General features: G+C 46.6%; 1 protein-coding gene. It reads left to right on the top strand.

What is annotated here, in order from left to right:
* Window positions 1–605: EAL domain-containing protein (locus tag R7040_RS27920; RefSeq protein WP_318097812.1), on the top strand; the 605-nt coding region annotated here is incomplete at both ends.

Raw genomic sequence — 605 nt, 5'->3', positions numbered from 1 at the left:
CAACACGCATATCTGCAACGCTAAAGACATCGAAGTCAGTGAAGATGTACGTAAAGAGCAACTAGGGTGGTTGAGTTGCGTCAGCCGCGCGATTCTCAAGCAGAACATCATTACGTATAGCCAACCGATTGTGCACGCTTACAGTCATCTTCCTGCCAGCCAAGAATGTCTGGTGCGGATTTTAGAAGAAGACGGAACAGTGATTGCTCCAGGGCGATTTTTACCGATCATCTCAGACACGCATTTGTACACCAGATTGAGTCGTCACATGATCCGCTCGACGCTGCATTACATGCGAGATAAGAAAGGGGATTTCTCGATTAACCTGTCTCCGCAAGATTTGTTGAGCGACAAAACGTTGATGTTGCTGGAGCATGAAATCAGCCAGTTGAATGACCCGACGCGAATAGGGCTGGAAGTGCTGGAGTCTGAACAGATTAAAGATTACGGTCGTATGATAGAAGTGTGCAGCCATTTCAGAAAACTGGGTGCGCGCATTATCGTGGACGATTTTGGTTCTGGATACTCCAATATTGATGAGATCTTAAAGCTAGAGCCGGAAGTGATAAAGCTGGATGGCAGCTTGATTAGAGACATCGATAAGG

The organism is Vibrio sp. 1069, from assembly GCF_033340555.1.
This window is presented reverse-complemented; position numbering and strand designations above follow the sequence as displayed.